This window comes from Mesorhizobium calcicola, assembly GCF_042682105.1.
Classification (GTDB): domain Bacteria; phylum Pseudomonadota; class Alphaproteobacteria; order Rhizobiales; family Rhizobiaceae; genus Mesorhizobium; species Mesorhizobium calcicola.
On sequence record NZ_JBHUGY010000017.1, the window covers coordinates 63,346 to 80,548 of the forward strand.

17 protein-coding genes and 1 pseudogene are annotated in these 17,203 nt (G+C 62.1%); 11 read left to right on the top strand and 7 right to left on the bottom strand.

Annotation, left to right across the window (positions count from 1 at the left end):
* Nucleotides 1-74: 74 nt before the first annotated feature.
* The gene (locus ACFSQT_RS10100; RefSeq protein WP_379018170.1) at nt 75-1,013 is read right to left on the bottom strand and encodes a diacylglycerol/lipid kinase family protein; all 939 of its coding nucleotides are present in this window, start codon (nt 1,011-1,013) and stop codon (nt 75-77) included.
* Between the two features lie 836 nt (nt 1,014-1,849).
* Between ACFSQT_RS10100 and ACFSQT_RS10105 the strand changes: the two genes are divergently transcribed.
* From ACFSQT_RS10105 to ACFSQT_RS10120, 4 genes are all read left to right on the top strand, one after another.
* A complete protein-coding gene (locus ACFSQT_RS10105) occupies nt 1,850-2,284 on the top strand; it encodes a DUF4383 domain-containing protein (protein ID WP_095090901.1) in 435 nt (144 codons plus the stop codon).
* Nucleotides 2,285-2,290: 6 nt separating this feature from the next.
* On the top strand, nt 2,291-3,421 hold the full coding sequence (locus ACFSQT_RS10110) for a hypothetical protein (RefSeq protein ID WP_379018171.1): 1,131 nt from the start codon (nt 2,291-2,293) through the stop codon (nt 3,419-3,421).
* A gap of 15 nt (nt 3,422-3,436) precedes the next feature.
* A complete protein-coding gene (locus ACFSQT_RS10115; protein ID WP_379018172.1) occupies nt 3,437-4,435 on the top strand; it encodes an alpha/beta fold hydrolase in 999 nt (332 codons plus the stop codon).
* 111 nt (nt 4,436-4,546) lie between these two features.
* Nucleotides 4,547-5,068 (top strand): hypothetical protein, encoded by a 522-nt coding sequence (locus tag ACFSQT_RS10120; RefSeq protein WP_379018173.1) that lies wholly within the window; start codon nt 4,547-4,549, stop codon nt 5,066-5,068.
* 35 nt (nt 5,069-5,103) lie between these two features.
* Here the strand turns inward: ACFSQT_RS10120 and ACFSQT_RS10125 are convergent, their stop codons facing one another.
* The 3 genes from ACFSQT_RS10125 to ACFSQT_RS10135 form a co-directional block, all read right to left on the bottom strand.
* Entirely contained in the window at nt 5,104-5,727 is a 624-nt protein-coding gene (locus tag ACFSQT_RS10125) for a cupredoxin domain-containing protein (protein WP_379018174.1), read from the bottom strand.
* A gap of 18 nt (nt 5,728-5,745) precedes the next feature.
* On the bottom strand, nt 5,746-7,368 hold the full coding sequence (locus tag ACFSQT_RS10130) for an FAD-binding oxidoreductase (RefSeq protein ID WP_379018175.1): 1,623 nt from the start codon (nt 7,366-7,368) through the stop codon (nt 5,746-5,748).
* A 198-nt stretch (nt 7,369-7,566) separates the two neighbouring features.
* Nucleotides 7,567-7,809, bottom strand: a complete 243-nt coding sequence (locus ACFSQT_RS10135; protein ID WP_140745412.1) for a DUF1344 domain-containing protein — start codon at nt 7,807-7,809, stop codon at nt 7,567-7,569.
* 445 nt (nt 7,810-8,254) lie between these two features.
* Between ACFSQT_RS10135 and ACFSQT_RS10140 the strand changes: the two genes are divergently transcribed.
* A complete protein-coding gene (locus ACFSQT_RS10140; RefSeq protein WP_379018214.1) occupies nt 8,255-8,749 on the top strand; it encodes a YegJ family protein in 495 nt (164 codons plus the stop codon).
* 6 nt (nt 8,750-8,755) lie between these two features.
* On the opposite strand, the gene ACFSQT_RS10145 is transcribed toward ACFSQT_RS10140, so the two are convergent.
* Nucleotides 8,756-9,724 (bottom strand): hypothetical protein, encoded by a 969-nt coding sequence (locus ACFSQT_RS10145; RefSeq protein ID WP_379018176.1) that lies wholly within the window; start codon nt 9,722-9,724, stop codon nt 8,756-8,758.
* A 66-nt stretch (nt 9,725-9,790) separates the two neighbouring features.
* Nucleotides 9,791-10,837 (bottom strand): CapA family protein, encoded by a 1,047-nt coding sequence (locus tag ACFSQT_RS10150; RefSeq protein WP_379018177.1) that lies wholly within the window; start codon nt 10,835-10,837, stop codon nt 9,791-9,793.
* 161 nt (nt 10,838-10,998) lie between these two features.
* On the opposite strand from ACFSQT_RS10150, the gene ACFSQT_RS10155 reads away from it, so the two are divergent.
* Entirely contained in the window at nt 10,999-12,255 is a 1,257-nt protein-coding gene (locus ACFSQT_RS10155; protein ID WP_379018178.1) for a hypothetical protein, read from the top strand.
* Between the two features lie 144 nt (nt 12,256-12,399).
* Here ACFSQT_RS10155 and ACFSQT_RS10160 read toward each other — a convergent pair.
* Nucleotides 12,400-12,732 (bottom strand): annotated as a pseudogene (locus ACFSQT_RS10160) (protein-L-isoaspartate O-methyltransferase family protein); the annotation flags it as partial.
* Nucleotides 12,733-13,003: 271 nt separating this feature from the next.
* On the opposite strand from ACFSQT_RS10160, the gene ACFSQT_RS10165 reads away from it, so the two are divergent.
* The 5 genes from ACFSQT_RS10165 (at nt 13,004) to ACFSQT_RS10185 (ending at nt 17,203) form a co-directional block, all read left to right on the top strand.
* The gene (locus ACFSQT_RS10165; RefSeq protein ID WP_379018079.1) at nt 13,004-13,474 is read left to right on the top strand and encodes an RNA-binding protein; all 471 of its coding nucleotides are present in this window, start codon (nt 13,004-13,006) and stop codon (nt 13,472-13,474) included.
* 79 nt (nt 13,475-13,553) lie between these two features.
* A protein-coding gene (locus ACFSQT_RS10170) for an IS5 family transposase (protein ID WP_379018080.1) occupies nt 13,554-14,320 on the top strand; the annotation gives its coding sequence in 2 pieces (ribosomal slippage) (nt 13,554-13,878 and nt 13,878-14,320; 768 coding nt in all).
* A gap of 291 nt (nt 14,321-14,611) precedes the next feature.
* The gene (locus ACFSQT_RS10175) at nt 14,612-16,237 is read left to right on the top strand and encodes a DUF2778 domain-containing protein (protein WP_379018179.1); all 1,626 of its coding nucleotides are present in this window, start codon (nt 14,612-14,614) and stop codon (nt 16,235-16,237) included.
* A gap of 475 nt (nt 16,238-16,712) precedes the next feature.
* The gene (locus ACFSQT_RS10180) at nt 16,713-16,949 is read left to right on the top strand and encodes a hypothetical protein (protein ID WP_379018180.1); all 237 of its coding nucleotides are present in this window, start codon (nt 16,713-16,715) and stop codon (nt 16,947-16,949) included.
* A 41-nt stretch (nt 16,950-16,990) separates the two neighbouring features.
* The gene (locus ACFSQT_RS10185; RefSeq protein WP_379018181.1) at nt 16,991-17,203 is read left to right on the top strand and encodes a hypothetical protein; all 213 of its coding nucleotides are present in this window, start codon (nt 16,991-16,993) and stop codon (nt 17,201-17,203) included.

Sequence of the window (17,203 nt, forward strand, 5' to 3'; positions counted from 1 at the left end):
GTAAGAAACAAAGCGATTTCAAAGCGTTGGATCCATCGCTGAATCCACTTGAATCGATCTGTCAACGACTTGAATCAATATCTGAGCGTCAGCGCGCCGGGCAGGATCTCGAAAGTCGCCGGTATGCGTCCCGGCGACTCGCCGTCGATATCGACCAGCGCGCCGTTCTTCTCGACATCGCCGAGCGGTTCGACCACCACCTTCCTGCCACGCAGGATGGTGATCGCCGGGTGGTTGCGGTGCCGGCCGCCATAGAGCAGCCGGATGTCCCAGATCAGCTTCAGCTTGCCGGCCGCGCGCAGGATGACGATGTCGAACTGCCCGTCGGACAGCTCCGCATCCGGCGCGATCATCATGCCGCCGCCGAAGAATTTTCCATTGGCCACCGCCACCAGCGCCATGCGCGCCTCGACCGGCGCGCCGTCGTCGACGGTGATCCTGACATCCTGGAACCGGTAGCGGATGAACTCGACCACGGTGCGCCACAGGAACAGCGCCTTGGCCGACATCTTGCCCTTGCGCTTGTCGGCATTGATGGCGCGGTCGGTGGCGCCCGACAGGCCGAGGCTGGCAATGTTGATAAAGTGCCGGCTGGCCAGTGCGCCATGGTCGTCGACGTAGCAGATGCGCCCGGCATCGACCTTGCGCCCCTTGGCCTCGGCGAGCCGTTGCAGCACCGCGTCTACCACGCGCGGCAGGCCCAGCCCGCGCGCGAAATCGATACCGGTGCCGCAAGGCAAGAGGCCGAGTTCGGTCGTCCTGCCGCTCTCCTGAAATGCCTGCAGCAGCCCGTCGGCCACTTCGCTGGCCGTGCCGTCGCCACCGGCCGCGATCACCAGGTCGAAACCGCTCGCCGAAAGATCGAGCGCCAGTCTCTCGGCATCGCCTTCAGCCTGCGTTTCGCGCAGCTCGAATTCGCCGAAGTGCTTTTTCAGCGACGCGGCGACCTCCGGCCAATGCCGTTTCAGCCGGCCGCCACCAGCAATCGGATTGAGAACCACCCCGACTTTCAAGCTCACCCTCCCGCAAGGACGTCAAGGCGCTCGGCGCCTCGAATCCTTTGCCGGCATTGAAGCCCGCACCGGTCGGCAGGGCAAGGGCCGAATGTCCGCCGCCGCCGCCCCTCATGATCGACCAGAAAAGCCGGCTGTCCTTGGGTGATCCCCGATAATCCCGTTATCCACAGGCCTGCCGCAGTTTCGCCAACCACTTACCCGGCGTACATTGAACCCATCTCAGGCGGCTACCGATCGCCAAGCCGAAAGGCGAAGTGAAAGGCGGATTTCCTGAGGCCCGTACGGCCCTGAGCGAGAGCAGGCTTGCCTGTTGGAGGGACGGATGCCGAGACCTACGGGGCCGCGGAAAGCGTGCCAACGCCGACGGCGGACCGATGCTGCCATGAAGGACGGCAAAAACCTTCGATGGCGCTGGGCAAGGCTCGCAAGGGCGGAGACCGGCGTGGTCCAGAACGGACGCTGCCCTCGGGTGGCGGACTGGCAGGACCGTCAAAATCAAGGCCGGCATGGCGCGACGACTTTACGGAAGTTGCTGCCGCGACCGTGTCCTGATCTGACAGGGAGGCGCTGGGAGAAATCCCGGCGCCGACTGTCTTTTGGCTATCCCCTACAATTTTTACGCTGTTTTCGGATAGGGCTGCAACCCGGCGCTAAAATCAGCTACGTTCGGCGTCGTCGGAGTCCGTTTGATAACGCGCTCTGCAGAGGTGCATGGCGTGGGTTTCCGAAGCGCAGCGGACATTTGGGTCCGTGAGCATCGGAAGCGCGGAAAACCGCGTCAGGCGTCCGGCAGAGTAGCGTTAGCGAATGGGCTCCCTGAAGGGGGATACTTTATGACGTTGATCCAGAAGCTTGCCGTTGCCTATGCGTTCCTGTTCTTCGGCGTCGTCGCCATCGGCTACATACCGGCGTTCAACGATGCCAACGGCAATCTGTTCGGCCTGTTCTCGCTGCAATGGTATGACGACCTGCTGCACGCCTTCTCTGGCGTCTGGGCGCTGGCCGCCGCCTTCATCTCGCACCGGCAGGCGGTGTTCTATTTCAAGCTGTTCGGCTCGGTCTATCTGTTCGATGGCGTGCTTGGCCTGATCACCGGTTCCGGCTGCCTGGACGCCGGTATCTTCATCAACGGCTTCCGCTCCCTCAACGATATCGAATTCCCGGCCCGCTTCTTCGCCAACCTGCCGCACATCGTCATTGGCGGCTTCGCCGTCTATGTCGGCTTCTGGCTGTCGAAGCGCATACACGACCACTTCGCCACGGCCTGACCGGCCATGTTCCTGTTCCGCTGGCTGAAGCGCATCGTCAAGACGATCCTGTGGCTGATCGTCATCGTCATCCTGATCCCGATCGTCGGGCTGAGCTATGGCTTCCTGACGACGTCGTCGCTGGACAAGGCGCCGCTGCCCGGCATTGCCGACGGCGCCCCGCCCAAGGCACTGGCCGACAAGGTTCGCGCTGAGATCCCCGGCTACCAGCGTCCGGAGGAATCGACCTTCCTCACCTACCCGGAATGGGCGATCGTCTACGCCGCGCGCGAATATGCCGGCTTCGTCGACAAGAACCAGCCGAGCAGCTTTCCCTATTGGTCCTATGTCGGCCGCTTCTGGCAGGACTACGCCATGGTGATCCGCGCCAGCTCTCCCTACAAATTCAACTATGCCAACCACCAGATGCTGGTCATCATCGGCACCAGCCACAGCATCGAACATATGTTGCAATGGGCCTATGAGAACACGGTCGGCCGCATCACCGAGGCGACATCAGGCAAGCGCACCGCCGCCGACATCTATCAGGCCAAGGTGGCGGCCGATTATGCCGCGTTCCTCGACCAGGTGCCGTGGTATCAATTCCCCTATGCGCAGAAGCGCGCCAGCCTGTTTGCCGTGCAGCCGGCGCCGGGCGACAGCTCCATCCGCACCAGCGAGCGCAAGCTCGCCTTCGGCCTCGCCGACACCATCAAGCAGGGCTACGCCGACCTCATCAGGCAGGCGCTCGCAGCCACATCCCCACCAGCATTCCTCGATATCCATGTCTGGGCCAAGGGGCCGGTCGGCGAAGCGACGCGCAACGAACCCGACACCTTGCTTGAGCGCGACTACGGCGCCGACGGCACCATCTTCGTCACCAAGCGCTACCAGGTGTTTACCGAGATGATCCCGCGCTTGATCGACAAGGGCGTCTCCTTCGTCGAAATCGGCGGCAATGACGAGATCATGGTCACCGTGCTTTCGACCGATACGATCGCTGTCCCCGATGGCATCCGCATCCTGTTCAGCTATCCGCTGCCCGCCGATCCCGCCACGCGCCGCACCGGGCTGACCGTCGCCGTGCGCAAGCTGCATCTCGTGCTGCCGGCTCTGATCAAGTCAGGCGCTAGGCTCGAACACGTCTATGACTATTGAGACGATAGCCTGGCAATGCGCAAACTGATCCGCATCGTCGGCTGGCTTGCGCTCACGCTGGTCGTGCTCATTGTGGTCGTGCTTGTCGGCTTTCGCAGCGCGGCGGCGCTGCGAGAGAACCTGTCACCCGAGGAGGCAGCCCCGGCGGGAGCGCTGTTTGCCACCGTCGATGGCCTGAAGATACACTATCAGGTCTGGGGGCCCCAGGACGGGCCGCCGCTGCTCCTGTTCCACGGCACCGCCTCCTGGGCCGAGACATACCGCGATATCGCCGCGCCATTGGGAGAACAGGGCTTTCGCGTCATAGCGCCCGACATGCCTCCCTTTGGCTATTCGCAAAGACCGGCCGACCAGGATTATTCGCGCGCCGCCCACGCAAAACGCGTCCTCGGTTTCGCCGACGCGCTCGGCCTTCGCCATTTCAGCATCGGTGTCCACTCCTATGGCGGCGGTGGCGTGATCGAAGCCGCCTTCTCGGCCCCGGCTCGCATCGACTCGCTCATTCTGCTCGACGTGGCACTTGGCCTCGGCCGGACCGAGGCGCCCACCCTGCCATTTGCCGCTCTCCTGAACCTGCGATGGCCTCGCGAACTGCTAACCGCCTCCACCTTCACCAATCCGTTGATGGTCGGACCGGGCCTGCGCTCCTTCATTGAGAACGACAACCTCGTCACCGCTGAACGTACCGCGATCTACGCACGGCCATTCAATGTCGAAGGCACGACCGATGCGGTCGGCCACTGGCTGTTTAGCGGCCTGTATAACGACGAACGAAAATCCCTTGCCGCCAACCCCGCGAACTATCGCACCTTCACGCCGCCCGTTCTCGTCATCTGGGGACGCCAGGATACGACCACGCCCCTCGAACAGGGCGAAGAGATCGCCTCGCTGTTTCCGCACGCCGAACTGGCGGTTCTCGATGGCGTCAACCACATCCCGCAGGTTGAACGTCCGCACGATGTGGTGCGGCTGATCGCGAGCTTCCTCAAACGGATCTCGCCGGCCACTCGATAGATCGACTGTTCGGCGCTCCGCCACGCTCATTCCACAATCGCGGCCAAATCCCGCCTTGTTCGCGCGCGATGGATTGTTGCATGTCGCCCAAAATCTCGAAGGGACAAGACCGTGATCAAGACCGCCCTTGTCGCCATGACGATTGTAGGCTGCGACTGCGACGCCAAGCTGTGCGAGTATATCGGCGAGACGCCGGCCAAGTGGTCGACCATTGCCGAGTGCGAAGCGGCGATGAAAAGCCAGATGCTGCACGAGCGCAATTTCAACTATCCGGTCATTTCAGGCATCTGCCGCGCGAAGGGCTCGTCGTCGTCCTCGCAACTGGCCGCGACCGCGTCCCGCCCGGAGCTGAAACCCGTCAGCAGGGTCGTTAAAATCGAGAGCCCGCTGCCGCCTGAATTGAGCCATCGGCCGAGCGTTCCGGTCGGCGCACCGACGACGGCCATGGAAGCGGAGGCCGCCCGGCCCGTCGCCTATGAGCAAGTGGTCGATGGCGGAACCGGCGTGCTCTATCGTACGAAGAATGGCTATGCCGTGGTCAAGACCGATCTTGGCCGCGCCGTGTCCGCGACCGCCGACGCGGCGAAGCGGTCGGCCAACTGGCTGGCCGGACTGGTGCCGAAGGGCCTCTAAGCTTTCCCTTAGGGAATTGCGTCGAAACAAAGCCCCTACAGCTTGACCTTCAGGCTCTGCCAGAACTTGTCGATCAGCGGCTTTTCGGTGGCCGCGTCCTCGCTGGCAACGCGCGTGATGAACAGCAGCCCCTGATCGGCAAGGCCGAAGCCGACGATCTCGAAATCGGCGGTGTCGGTGCGTGTCTTCACCGTCGCTGTGATACCGGTCAGTTCCTTGCCGTCGGCGAGCTTGCGCGTCGTCGGCTGCTGCGTCAGCGTTGCACCGGCCTGCACCGATTCCTTGGTCATTTCCTGCAGCATCAGCTGGTTGAGCGACACCGGATTCATCTTGCCGTATTCCTGCACGACGACGATCGTGCCCAGCGCCGACGCCATCAGATATTGCGTGATGTTCTCGCCGAGATCGGTCTTGGTCACCGAAATGTTGCTCGGATGGACGAAGGAGAAACTGCCGCCGGAAAAGGTGGCGAAGTCGTTGCGCTCAAGCGTCACCTTGGCCTGCTTGCCACCGGGCAGTGTTACGTTTGCACTTTCGCCGGGATCGATATCGACCGTCACCCCGTCGATCGTCAGCTTGAAAGCCTTGAGATCCTCGGCCTGCGCCGGTCCAGCGCAAAGCGCCATGAGCGTGAGTGCCGCCGCTGATACCATCCGCATCGGTTGTTCTCCTGACGTCTACACCACTCCGCTCAGCGCCTTGATGGCACGGTAGAAGGTCGAGGAAAACAGTTCCGTCGGGTCATATTGCCGTTTCGCCGCCAGAAAGGCCGGCAACTCGGGGTAGGACGCCAGCAACTCCCTGGCGGTGTAATGCAGCTGATAGGGCAGGAAGAACCGCCCGCCATGCTTGATCGTCACGTCGATCAGCGCCCGCGTCAGCGTCCGCATTCTCGCATTGCCGTCGGCATCGGTCGGCTGGTTGATGTAGAGCACCAGCGAATAGGCCGGCTCCGGCGCATAGGTCAGCGCGACATCCTCCTTGTGGACGATGCGCACCGAGGCGTTGAGCACCGGCAGTGACTGGTTGCGCAGGATCTCCCGCGCCTCGGCTATGAATGGATTGTAGGCAGCGCGAGGAATAAAATATTCGTGCAGGATGTCGGTCTCATCCATCAGGTCATTGAACAGATACGGCACCGAATCGTGCATCGGGTTGTTGCGGGTGACGAGACAGGCCTCGCCCTCCGCCATGGCCGAGGTGCGCGCCACCGTGCAGCTTTCGAATTTCGGCTCCAGCGTCTTTTCGGTGAACCATTTCAGCTGCTGGAACAGGCTGCCCCATTTCGCCATATTGATGATCACCCGCTTCAGCCCGACCGAGCCCGGCTCGCCGATCTCAGGCTGATCGGCCGGCGGCTGGTCGGCCACCTTGTCGTAGCGATAGACGATCATGTCCTCGAGGAAATTGCCCGGCGCCGTCGACAGATGGCCGTAGAACAGGCCGATCTCCTTGTTCGGCTCCAGCACATCGGCAAAGAATTTCGGGAAATCGTCCGATTTGATGATTTCGCGCGAGGTGCGGTAGACCACGTTGTCGACGATATCGAGCGTCGCCTCCAGCACCACGCCGAACAGGCCGTAGCCGCCGACGACGTGGCGGAACAGGTCGGTGTTCTCGGTCGGCGAGCAGGTCGTCACCGAACCATCGGCCAGCATCACCCGCATCGACCGGATCGAGCCGGCAACCGAACCCGCCTGGTGATCCATGCCATGCGCATTGACCGACAGCGAGCCGCCGACCGAGAAGATGTCGGTCGACTGCATCGCCTTCACCGCGAAATGCGGATGCAAAAGGTTCTGGATGTCGTGCCAGCGCGCGCCCGGCTGCAGGGTCATGGTCTTGGCCGCCGCATCGACGGTGACCTTGTTGAACTTTCTGAGGTCGAGCACCAGCGCATTGTCGTCGAAGGCGTGCCCGCCCATCGAATGTCGGATGGCGGCCAGCGACACTTTCAGGCTGTTGGCGCGCGCGAAGCCCAGCGCCTTGGCGATGTGGTCTTCCTCGCTGACCTCGACCACGCCATAGACCGGCGTCATCGACAGGCCGCTGGCGTCGTTGATGTCACCGCCTTTTGCCGACCAGGGCAGCGAAGGGTCAAAGGCCGGCGGACTGGCAATTGGCTTCAGCGGCAGCGCGATGCCGTCGATATCGGCGATGCGGCCTGCGTTCTTCGGTCCCGAAGGCCCTCGCGCCAGCCGTGCCACCGTGGTGCCGCCCCACAGCACCGCACCGCCGACGACAGCCGCACCCAGCAGCAATCGCCGCGACAGGCGAAACCCTTTTTGTTCCTCGGCCATGGATATCCCCCCGTTGGCCAAGGGATAGCGCGGCTTCTTGGCAAAAACCATAGCCGCGCTGTCAGGACTGCGCTCCACCTGGCCGCCTGGCGACGAGTGGCGAAGGAAATGAAAGTGGCCGATCCCCGAAGGAACCGGCCACGAGAATGGAACAGGGTCTGAAAAGTTCGGTCAGCAGGTCTGCTGATACGCTCGCGTCTACGAAGCTTTCTTGATCGACGTCACCATGCCGGTCTTGTCGTCGACGGTCACCGCCACCTTGGCGCCGACCTTCAGTTTGCCGACCGTCGCTTCCGGCGACAGCTGGTAGATCTTGCCGTCGTCGAGGGTGATCGACTTGGTCGTCGGATCGACGGCCTGGATGGTGCCCTGAACGGTTGCGGCATAGGCCGTGCCAAGGAAGGCGAGCAGAGCGGCGGTGGTTGCGAGGGTCTTCTTCATCGAGAGCACTCCGTGCTGTTTCGGTTTTCCGGGCTGCCAGCTTGAGAAACGACAGCACCGAACGGCCCGAAACTGGACCGGAAAGCGTGCCCTCCGCAAATCACGTTGAGTGAATTTTCGCAAACAATATCATAGGCTTAATTCCGACACATTGCCTGCCGTCGATGCAACCGCCGGCTGCTTTGGTTGCCTCCAGCAAGTGCACTTCTCTCCACGAAAAGAGTCACTTGGCCGATTGTGGCGGGCGGCCTTCGATCACCACGCAGCCGCCGCAATCCACCTCCGGCGGCATCACGAAACAGATTGCTGACCGGTCATCGGTACAATTTTTGTTTCATGGATCAGTTCAAACCGACCCAAAAAAACGGATGAAACTCGCGCTCTGGTTGCAAACCGGGAACAGATGCACGATGGTGTCGACCGTTGCGGTGAAGGGGGCCATTCAATGATGCTTGCAGTCCGGACCGTGATATCCCTGATGCTGGCGCTTGCTCGGGGATTGGCCGGCGCACAAGGCGTGGATCCGGGCGACGACAGAACGGTCATATTTACCCCCGACGATCCCGATATGGCTCTGGCCACCGCGAAGGCGCGCGCCAGACTGGATGAATTCCTCGCCTTGTCCGAGGCTCCTCCCCCTGGGACAGACAGGTTCAAACTGAAGGTCAAGGTGCGGGACGGGAATGTCACCGAACACTTCTGGGTCATACCGTTCCGCCGCACCGAGACCGGTTTCGTCGGTATACTGGCGAACCAGCCGGAAGGAGTGCACACCGTCGTCCTCGGCCAGAACATAGAATTCACCAGGGACGACATTTCCGACTGGGGATACAGAAGCGGTGGGCGTCAGGTCGGCAGCTTCACCGTCTGTGTGATGTTCGAGAAAATGTCGAAAGAAGAAGCGGACTACATGCGCGACAAATACGGCTTCGACTGCTGACAGCGATCAACCGATCTCGTCTTTCGCGCCTATCTTTCGCACCAGCGCCGCCGTTGCCAACATGGCGGCCATGTCCGAGATCATGGGCGCGACATGCCTGGTGTAGTCTAGCGGTACCGAGATATCCGGCAGCTCGAAGAAATTCTTCGTCTGCGGCAACAGCAGGAAACCGTCGCTGCCGTTGAGCGCTACGCGGGCCGGATCGTCGGGCCATGTTTCGCCCAGCCATTTCAGCGCCTGCGCCAGGCGGCCGGTCACCAGCGGCCGCGCCGCCTCGACATTGTCGGTGCGGAATTCATAGGCGGCGTCGAGCTCAGGCACACCGGACGACAAGTCCTGCATCTTGCTGGCGAACATGCCGCGGAAGAAGCCGACGACCGCATTGGTTCGCCGCGTCGCCACCAATACCCCCGGGAACGGCTCGATCGCTTCGAAAGCGACGATGACACCCTTGAAGACTGTCGATGAATCCTTGCCCGACCCTACTCGCAGTTCTGCTTCGTAAAGCTCGAACGGAAACTCTTCGTAGCGGCCCGAAACGACATCATCGAACGACTGCTTGTTGAAGGCGCCGACCGCCTCGCGTGGCAGCCGGTCGAAAGAGTTCGGCCTCCCTCCATGCTGGTAACGCATATCCCCGATGAAGCCGAAGATGATTGGCAGCAGCGTCTCGCGGAACGATTGCTGCAGCCGCGTTGCCGGTTTCATGGCCTGGAAGTAGAGCACGCTCGAAGCCACCAAGCCGATGCCATAGAGAAACACATGTGGCGTCGAGAACCATTGCTCGTTGGGGTCGGCGACCTTGTTGAACAGCCAGGCGACCAGCGCCACGAACACCAGCACAAGGCCGACGAACAGCGGCACCCGCCAGCGCACCTGGCGAACCGCCCAGGCCCTTGCCGCCTCATAGGTCTCGATGTCTTTCCGGATGCCGGCGGTGACCGCCTCGCTCGGCATGAAATCCGCTGTTTCCATCGCCACCCCTCGCAAGCCTGCCTCTGCCGGCACATGATAGTCGGTTTTGCAGAGGCCGCCAGACGGTTAGGCGGTAGGTAGGGGAGAGGGAAAGATCGCCCTCAGCCGACCCTCCACCTTGCCACGCATTCGCCCCTCCAGCGCCTCTACCGGCAGCAGCCGCTCATGGTCGCCGGCGCGCAAGCGCACGAAGGGATGCAGCCGGTAAGACGCGATCGCGCCGCGCGTGCCGGCGTCGGCGCTGACATCGACGACGAGGATTCCGCCGATACGACCCGGCCATGGCTGGCGGGCAAGGGCGGTGCCGAGGAAATCGCCGAGCCCATAAGCAACGATCGTGCGGCCGATCCGCTCCACCGGCTGCACGACATGGGCGTGGTGGCCGGCGACCAGCCCGACGTCCTGCCCGGCCAGCCGCCTGGCCAGCGCCTGAGTCTCGGCGCGCGGAAAATGCCGGAACTCCCAGTCCCAATGCGGCACCGCGCAGAGAAGATCGACACCATCGCGCGGCCAGTGCGCCGGATCGCTGTCCATCGACACGCGGCCGGCGAACAGGTTTTCATCGGCGTTGCGCCACAGCGTGAAGGCGGCGAAGCCGACATTCAGCGGCCCGGCAGCGAAGCGCTGGACTGGACCGCCGGCGGCCAGGCCGATGGTGCGGATGCCGAGCCGCGTCAGCGCTGCCACCGTCGCGTCGAAACCGGCGACGCCCTGGTCGAGCACATGATTGTTGGCCAGCGACAGCACGAGCTTTTCGTGTGCGATGCCGACGGCCGCCAGCGCCCCGGCCAGAAACCGTCCGGTCATGGCATGGTGTGTGCCAAGCCGCGTCCCAAGCACCGCGCTCGGCCGGTCCACGACAGGACTTTCGCAATTGCCGATCACCAGATCGGCGGAACCAAGCAGCTTCGCGATCGCAGGATCGCATTGCGGCGCGCTGCGATTGGCGACCGCTGAGATGTCGCCGATGAAGGCGAGCCGCGCCGTCCGCTTCGGCGGTGGATCGATCATCGTTGCAGCGGCCGGCGCAAAGCCATGGACGTCGCCGCCGAGCGACGGCTTCAGGAAACGGGGCAGCCACGACAGTTTGTAGGAAAATGGATAGTTCGACACGCCCATGCCCAATCGTTTGCCTTGTGTAGACCGTCCGCCTTGAGGGTTGAAGCGCATCCGTCGACAATCGTGCAACGATGACAGCCCGCGCCTCGGCGCTGATAGGCGCGGCACCGCAAATGCGTTATGGTCGCCGGCGCGACCAACGCATGGGGGAAAAGATGACACGAATAGCAAGCCTGCTGGCATCCGCCTTTATTGTGCTTGCGCCTTTGTCTTCCGCGCACGCCGCAATGCCCGAAGCCGCAACCGCTTTGTTCGAGGCCAAGACCGTGGCCACGCGCGACACGGCCCTGTCGACGCTGGAGGCTGCCGCGCCAAAAGATCCGGCATCTGCCTATGCGGCCGGCGCCGGCGAGTTCTTCACCGCGTTGGAGCTGCTCGCCAAGGGCCTGCACCGCCATGGTTTCGAGAGCCCGCAATCCTTCATGCTGCCATTGATGCGGCTGCCGGTGCCGGACAATCCCAATCCCGAGCCGCTGACCTATGAGCAGTTCCGCGCCATCCTGGTCGCCTTCCGCGACCGGCTGGAGAAATCCGCCGCCACGCTGGGCTCGGTGCCGGCCGATGCCGATATCGGCATGGTCATCGACCTCACCCATGTCGGCATCGACCTCAACGAGGACGGCGCGATCACGCCGGATGAGAGCATGGCCGCCATCATAGCCGCTCTGTCGCGCGGCGGCAGCGTGCCGGACGATGCAACGCCCGCGCTGACCTTCCGCTTCGATCGCGCCGACGGTTTCTGGCTGCAGGGCTATTCCGAGTTCCTGATGGCGCAGGCCGATTTCTGGCTGGCGCATGATTTCAGGAGCACTTTCGACGGTTCCTTCCACATGCTGTTCCCGCGCGCCAAACTGCCGTTGCAGGACATTCTCGTGCCGCCGAGCAGTGACATGGGCAGCAGCATCTTCTCGTCGGAATGGCGCATCGCCGATTTCATCTCGCTGGTGCATCTCGTCAACTGGCCGGTGGCCGAACCGGAACGCCGGCAGGCGGCGCGTCGCCATCTGTTGGAGATGATCCGGCTGTCGCGCGAGGACTGGAAGGCGATCCGCGCCGAGACCGACAATGATCGCGAATGGCTGCCGGGACCGCAGCAGAAGGGTGAGAATCCACTCACTGGCCTCGAAGTCGGCGAGGAACAGGTCCAGGCCTGGCTCGCCACCTTGACCATGGCCGAGGATCTTTTGGAAGGCCGCTTGCTGCTGCCGCATTTCCGCATCACCGGCAAGGGCATCAACATGAAGCGCTTCTTCGACGAGCCAAAACCCTTCGACCTGGTGCTGTCGATCACCGGCCCTGCCATCGCGCCCTATCTCGAAAGCGGCACTATCCTGACCAGTGACGATTTCGACCAGATCCAGCGCCAGTTCGGCGGCAGTGGATTCCTGACCTTTGCGCTGTGGTTCAATTAACGCGCAAATCCGTGTAGTCGGCCGAGCAACCATTGTAGGGGATTGCCGACGAAAGCACGCGTGACGAAGCTGTCGTGGGCGGCGTCCGAGGCAAGCAAGGGTGCGGCGGGTGCGCTGCGCCAGCGGATTGATGATCTCGATCGTGTGCACCTTGTCGGTCAGATTGGCCAGATAGGCCGACTGGTAGCCGGAGCCGGTGCCGATCTCGAGTACGGATTCGCCGAGCTTGACATCGATGGCCGTCGTCATGCGGCCGACCAGATGCGGACCGGAAATGGTCACGCCATAGCCGGTGTCGAGGAAAGCGTGATCATAGGCGCGACCCAGATTCTGCGGCAGGACGAACTCTTCGCGCGGCGTCAACAGGAAGGCGCGCTTGTTGCGGTCATCCAGCACATCCTTGTTGTAGACCATGATCTGGAAGCGATCGAAGCGCTCGGCCAGCAACTTCGGGTCCTCGCCGCGATTGGCCACCATCCACTCGATGAACGCCTTCTTGTCGTTCAGCGGCACTTCGGCACTTCGGCATTCCGGTCATAGGGCACCGGCACCTTAGCCTTGACGACGTGTATCAATGGCCGTCGAGGGGCGACCGTCCGGGCGATGAATTTGTGGCAAGCGGGCAACAGTTTTGCCGGTGCCGGAGGCTTATTCAGCAACACTCAATGGCGCGGGCCGTTGTCGCATGACCCGCTGAACGGCATTTTGGATAAATTAGGTCGTGAACCCATAAATGGGAATGAGGGAGATGGGTGAAAAGCGATCATTGCGTCGTTTGACCGATCGCACATATTGTCGAGGAATGACTGAACTCGCATTAGAACCCGGCGGCGGATTGAGAGGTCTTCCGATTGGATCAACCAAAGGAAGCGTTCGGACATTTTTCGGTGATAAGCACCAGCCGTTTAAGCGTACACCCGAAGGCAATCCGACAGATTATTGGGCGGATGCAGGCGTTTTTGCCTACTATGATTCTGACGAGCGCCTGGAGGCCTTGGAGTTTGCAAGCCCAAGCAACCCGACGTTGAACGGATTGGCTCTTATCTCGGTATCGATGGGCGAAGCGACACAGATTCTCCAATCTCTCGACCCGAAGTTACGCTTGGGGCCGGATGGCGCAACCTCAACGCAGCTTGGTATAGGCGTCTGGTCCTCGACGGGCGAAGCCGATCAACCTGTGATGTCCGCGATAACATTCGGACCGGGCTACTACGATTAGGCTGTGGCGCGGAACGTCTGATTTTGATGGGTTTGCCAACTCGCTTCCATATCGCGCGGGATTGTGATTCAGGCTCTACATGAGCCGATATGACCTGACCGACTTCGAGTGGCGCGTGATCGAACCGCTGTTACCCAACAAACCTAGAGGCGTGCCGCGCGTCGATGACCGACGCGTGTTAAACGGAATCTTCTGGGTGCTGCGCTCCGGTGCGCCATGGCGCGACCTGCCCGAGCGCTATGGGCCACGCACCACCTGCTACAACCGCTTCTCGCGTTGGCGAAAAGCAGGCGTGTGGGCTCGGCTGATGGACGCCATCAGCCGAGCCCATCATGGTGAAATCCAGATGATCGACAGCACTTCCATTCGGGCGCACCAGCAGGCTGCGACGGCAAAAAGGGGGGCGCAGATAATTGTCTCGGTCGCAGCCGAGGTGGCCTCACGACCAAAATCCACGTCGTCGTCGACGCGCAAGGACTCCCGATCCGGCTCGGCCTGACGGCGGGACAAACGCACGATGGGCAGATCGCCGATCGATTGCTCGACCATCTCGGCCCGCGCATTATCGTCCTGGCCGACAAGGCCTACGATGCCGACCGTATCCGGGAGTTGATCCAGCAGCACGGTGCCACGCCCAACATCCCACCGAAGAGCAACCGGCGCTGGAAGCCGTGCTTCAGCAAGCGCCTCTATCGCGAGCGCAACCTGATCGAACGCTTCTTCTCCAAGCTGAAGCATTTCCGCCGTGTCGCTACACGGTACGACAAACTGGCAGCTAACTTCCTCGCCATGATCCAGCTCGCCTCAATGCGACTGTGGCTTCGCGCTTATGAGTCTACGGCCTAGCAACGGCTGTTTTGCTTGACTCGCACGGAAAAAACAGGCAGCAAAACGGCATTGGAAGGGCTGCAATACCGCGTTCATGGTCGTGGACAAGCCTTCTAGGGCAAAAAGTCCACGTCTCTCGGTTGGTTTTGAGAGGGATTGGTTAACCAACTTTGTCCATATTTTGAAGCAATCGGCAACTAACGACAGGCGCGGCAAACGCGTCGGGGACCACCTGGGATCACTCACAGAATGGTCGTCGCGGCTATCACAGCCGCGGACGTGGGAGCCGATTGGAGCAAGATTGGTTGCATGGCGTTCTTGAGTAAAAAAACTGTCGGGGACCAGCGTTGGGACGGCGAGACCGCCTGCGACGCGCCACGTTCCTCTTCCTTCAACCCTGAACGGATCATCCGCTGGGTCGCCGTGCCCAGCGTCGGCGCTGCCGTCGGCCTGTGGCTGGTCGGCACCATGGCTGGCCTGAGCTCCGTCGGCGCCTCGCTGTCGGCGACATCAGGCGGCCTGCCGCAGACGCTTTCGATACCGGGATCGCTTGCCCTGGCCGATCCGCTGAAGCAGCGTTTCCTGACATCTTCGGCGCCGTTCGTGCTGGCCAATGCCCATGGCGGCGCGCGGGCGCTGCGCGACCATGCCGTGCAATGCGGCGCCGGCTGCTTCAAGCTGGCCGGGGTGAGCCCCCAGACGGAGAAATCCGCTCGCCTCGTGGCGCAGGCAAAGCCGGTACCGATGGTCGTAAAATCGAAATCGCAAGAGCGTTTCGAACGCATGGAAGCGTCGCTGTCGCCGACGAGGCTCGCCGCTGCCTTTGCCGGCGCCGGAAAACCTGCCGGCGCGGTCAATGCATCCGCGCACCCTGTCATTTCTGCTGTTGCGCCGCAAATTACTGAAGCGTCCCTGGTGCCATCCGTCACGGTCATGGCCAGCCTGTCGGATGACATGCCGGCTCCTGCGGCGGAACGCTTCGCCCGGATGGATACCGGCTCCGTCGTGCAGACCGCGCCACAGCCGATGGGCTTTGCCCAGTCGGACGCGGAGGCGCCAGACAACGCACAGTTGGCGCTTGCCCTCGTCCAGTCGCTGCCGGTCGACGACGTGGCGTTCGCCTCGCCGCTGCCGATCGAGGAATCGTCGGCCGATATCGCGGTCTCGCCTGTCGAAATCCAGCAGGAGCAGCCCGGCGATGCCGCCTCGCTGCCCGACGCGCTGACCGACGACGTGCCGCTTCCGACCCAGCGCCCGCAATTCGATGCGCCGCAGCCGCCCAAGGTCGTGCAGCAGTCGACAAAGCCCGTCCAGCAGCAGCCCAGACCCGCCCAGCAGCCGAAGCCGGCCCGTGAGACGATCCAGCAGGCCCAGCCGGCAAAGCCGGCCCGGCGAGGCCGGCCAGCGGATGGCGGCGACGTGCTGGCCTATGCCAAGCCGGACACGCCTTCGGGCGGCCTCGGCCAGGCGTTCAGGAACCTGTTCAACTCGCCGGGCTCCAGGAGCGGAGCCGGCAATGGCGTCGCCATCTACGACATCAGCGCCAAGACCGTCTACATGCCGGATGGCCAGCGGCTCGAGGCGCATTCGGGCCTCGGCGCCATGGTCGATCAGCCGCGCTATGTCGACCAGAAGGATCGCGGCCCGACACCACCCAACACCTACAATCTGTCGCTGCGCGAATCGCGCTTCCATGGCGTCGAGGCCTTGCGCCTGACGCCGGTGAACGGCGGCAATAAGTATAACCGCAACGGCCTGCTTGCCCACACCTACATGCTGCGCGGCGGCCGCGCCGAGTCCAATGGCTGCGTCGTCTTCCGCGACTATGCCCGCTTCCTTGCCGCCTTCAAGAGGGGCAAGGTCGCCCGCCTCGTCGTGGTGCCGCGCCTGAATGGATCGCCGACGCGTGTGGCATCGGCCGCCAGGGGTGCCTGACCTCCAACGGGCAGGCACCGCGCGGTGCCTGCCGCGCCGTCTTCAGGCAGCCTTCCGAACCGCAAACGTCCTCTGTTCGAGGTGATCGCCGTGCCCTTGCGCAAAGAGCGCTCGGCGCCGCCGGAAGCCTCGCCCCAGAGCCGCTGACAGAGCAATTTCACGACTGCATTCGCGTTCCGCGATCGGCCGGGCGCATTGTGCCGGGCATACGAGCCAGCGTCGCGCGCTTCATGCAGCAAGCGGGCAATCTCCTTGAGAAACAAGTATTTATACTCGAAACCATAAAGATTTACTATTTACTTTCTAAATTATGAGTTGGAATGCATTTCAGTAAATTTGTCACAACTTGAGCCTCATGTCTTTGTAAATGAAGATATTTATGGAAGTTGATTACAATTGTAAACGAAGATATATTGACGAGTTTGGAAAATAAGAGCATACCTATAGAGTATTTGAAGATGATAGGAGGCTCAAATTGGCTACCAACGACAAGAGACAGGTTGAGGCGAAAGCTCTTGCTGAAGTTTTGCGTGAGGCGAGCGTTCGTCTAGATAATGCAGTATCTCAATTGAAAGCCGCAGGCGTGCCTATTGACAGTATCCTCAAAAGAAAAGCCGCACTCGACGACAACAACACCGGCTGCAATACGGCGTGTTCTTGCGGTGGTGGAGGGGGTGGCGGCGGCGGCGGAAATTGCGTCGCAATTCAATAGTTACGACAAGGTGCATCACTTGGTTCGGATCGGAGATTGAGATGGCTGACCAGAAAGCCCAGGTAGACGCCCAGCAGCTTGCGTCGATACTGATTGAAGCAAAGATACGCCTCGACGATGCGGTTGCGCATCTGAGGTCGCCAGCCGACAAATTGTTGCGGGTGGGACGTGCGCTGGAAGACAACAACACCAGTTGCAACACAGCATGCACTTGCGGAGCGCTAGCTGACCAGATTAGCCAACCGGAGCGCTGA